Below are 2,903 nucleotides of genomic sequence, written 5' to 3'. Positions count from 1 at the left end.
TATTACAACCTATGAACAAGCCAAACTTTTTAAGTAACTACCATGGTCATTGCCACTTAGATGATGGTATTGGGGAAATTGAGGAAATTGTCCAATTTGCCATTGATAAGGGCTTTGATGCTTTAGGTTTTAGTTGCCACACTCCAAACTCTTTAGATGACTCTTGGCATATGAAAAAAAGTGATTTTGATTACTACATCGATGAAATTGATAAACTCAAAGATAAATATAAAAGGCAAATTGAACTGTATAAGGGGCTGGAACTAGATTACTTAGAAACTACTGGCGAACTTGCTGGTTATGAGTACAAAGAGCGATTAGATTATGTAATTGGGGCAGTTCATTATATCTTTCACCCTTTAAGTGGCACTTACTACACCATTGATGGACCAATAGATGAGTTTAAGATTTTATTAAAAGATAACTACGCCAATGATATTAAAAAGTTTGTTGATCACCACTTTAGCTTGCAAGAGAAGATGATAAGCAATTACGAAATTGATTTTATTGCTCACATCGACTTAATTGAAAAATACAACAAACACTCAATTTATTACAAACCAAATGAAGTGTGGTATTTAAAAAGAGCTACCTCCTTTTTAGAAAAAATAAAAGAGAAAAACGTAAGAGTTGAGATAAATACTGGAGCTATGGCTCGTGGTCACACCCAAACCTTTTATCCTTCTATTGAACTTTTGAAAATAATTAAAGAGATGGGAATAAGTTTAGTTATTAACTCTGACTCTCATGCCAAAGAGAACTTAGATCACAGCTTCGATTTTGTATACAAAGAGTTAAAAAATTTAGGTTTTAAAGAAGTTGATGTTTTAACAAACAATAGTTGGTCCCAAATAGAGTTGTGATATACTTTTAATAAGGGGGTATTAATATGGGTGTTGATAAAAGAATTAGCCTATATTTAGGTGACATTACCACGCTCGAAGTTGATGCCATAGTTAATGCTGCCAATACTACCTTACTTGGTGGTGGGGGTGTTGATGGTGCAATTCATGCAAAAGCAGGACCTAGATTATTAGATGAGTGTAGAACCTTAGGTGGGTGTAACACAGGAGATGCTAAAGCAACTAGTGCTTATCGCCTTCCTAGTCGCTTTGTGATTCACACAGTGGGACCTGTTTATCGAGGGGGAAACAACAATGAGGCTCAGCTTCTTTCGAGTTCCTATTGGAGATCTTTAGAGGTAGCACTAGAAATTGGCGCTAAGACAATAGCTTTTCCCGCTATAAGTACTGGAGTTTATGCCTATCCTTTAGAAGAAGCCACTTCAATCGCTATTTCTACTGTTGATAAGTTTTTAAGTGAAGTAGCAGAAGACAAAATTGAGGCGGTAGTTTTTGTCTCTTTTGATCAAAAAACTCACTCGATTTATGAAAAAATGGTTAGTTAGAGACTTTTGTTGATTGTCTAAGAGGGGCCACTCGGCTATCATAGGGAAAAATATTGTAGATAGGTGAATGTAAATGAGTCAATACTTTGTCGCTGGATTACCAGTACTGTTACTTTTTAGCGTTGGGTTTTTATTAAACAAAATTAACTTTTTTAAAGATAACACAATAGTTGAGCTTAAGAACCTTGTTTTGTATGTAACTCTACCCACCCTTTTGTTCACCACTTTCTTAAATGCAAAAATAAATGCTAGTGAATTTGTCATTCCAATAATAATCATCATTTATTGTTTGGTAATTTTGTTTATTGGTTTTGCAATTAAAAAAATCTTTAAAATAGAGAGTCCCTACTTCCCATTTCTAATTAGTGGTTATGAGTTGGGAATGTATGGATATGCTGTTTTTATTGCCCTTTATGGGCAACACAACCTTTGGGCTCTCTCCTTTTTAGATATTGGGCACACTTTGTTTATCTTTGCCTTTTTCATAACGATCTACCAACACAAACACCATGGTAGCCAATCTCCATTACAAATTGTTAAAACAATCTTTTTATCACCCCTTATCATTGCAATCTTCTTAGGAATGGCATTTGCCAATATTCCAGCCTTAGTGGGCAAGTTTCCTGATGTCTTAAATTCAGTTGTGGTAACTTTAGCTGCTGCCACTGTCCCTTTAATTGGTATTGCTATTGGGTATCAACTAAAAGTGGATAAAAGTAACTTAAAGATGGCTTTAGCAACCATTGGCGTTAGAAAGGTTGTCAACTTTTCAGCAGCTTTATTGTTGTTGGCAATTTATCCATTTGAGCCCATTTACCAAAAAGCGATTTTAACTTTAGCTTTAACTCCACCAGTGTTCTTAATTAGTATTATTGCAGCTAAAGATGAGCCTAGACACGTTAACTACATCAACACCACCATCAGTATTGATAGTGTCTTATCACTGTTTTTAATGATTGCAGTTGCTATGGTTTATCGCTAAGTTGAATGTTCTCAGCTTTAGTGAGGGACATAATTAAATTGCCCCCCTCACTGTTAGGTTTCCAGAATGAGCGCTCTTTGAGATGTTGATCTATTACAAAGCCCATCTTCTCATAAACTCTGATTGCCTTGAAGTTCATTTGAGCAACTTCAAGGTGAATCTCTTTATAAGGAAGGCTCTCTATTAAATGCTTTTGCAATTCTAAAGCTATCCCCATTCCCCTATAGGCGCTATCGGTGACTACTGAATCTATGTAAAGTTGTTCAATATGTAAGTTGAGCTTCTTACCTAGTGCTCTGTGGAGTCTAAAGTAACTGTAAAGTCCTTTAGCAGGTCCTAGGTGTTTAACTATTTTGTTTCTTCTAATTGCAATAGAGCGACTATTAAATGTTGAATATGCTACTACAGAAACTACGTTGCCCCCTAAAAGAGCAACGTAGTGGTTTTGAGGTACAAACAATTGCTCTAAAAGATCGGCAATTGTATCTAAATCTGTTGATAAAAATTGAAGTG

Annotated in this window: 4 protein-coding genes; 3 read left to right on the top strand and 1 reads right to left on the bottom strand. The window is 35.4% G+C overall.

The genetic code is table 11. The features are described 5' to 3' along the window. The 3 genes from M0R38_13365 to M0R38_13355 form a co-directional block, all read left to right on the top strand. Positions 1-863: histidinol-phosphatase (locus M0R38_13365; protein MCK9482725.1), on the top strand; the 863-nt coding region annotated here is incomplete at its 5' end. Between the two features lie 26 nt (positions 864-889). Continuing rightward, positions 890-1,408, top strand: a complete 519-nt coding sequence (locus M0R38_13360) for an O-acetyl-ADP-ribose deacetylase (GenBank protein ID MCK9482724.1) — start codon at positions 890-892, stop codon at positions 1,406-1,408. A 73-nt stretch (positions 1,409-1,481) separates the two neighbouring features. Next, positions 1,482-2,390, top strand: coding sequence for an AEC family transporter (locus M0R38_13355; protein ID MCK9482723.1), 909 nt, complete (start codon positions 1,482-1,484; stop codon positions 2,388-2,390). Here the strand turns inward: M0R38_13355 and M0R38_13350 are convergent. Continuing rightward, positions 2,374-2,903 (bottom strand): GNAT family N-acetyltransferase (locus tag M0R38_13350; GenBank protein MCK9482722.1); only part of this gene is annotated, 530 nt, incomplete at its 5' end. The two genes, M0R38_13355 and M0R38_13350, sit on opposite strands and share 17 nt — an antisense overlap.

The organism is Bacteroidia bacterium (assembly GCA_023228875.1).
Classification (GTDB): Bacteria; Bacteroidota; Bacteroidia; order NS11-12g; family UBA955; genus JALOAG01.
The sequence above is the reverse complement of the archived record's forward strand: the minus strand, read 5'-3'. Positions and strand labels throughout refer to the sequence as shown.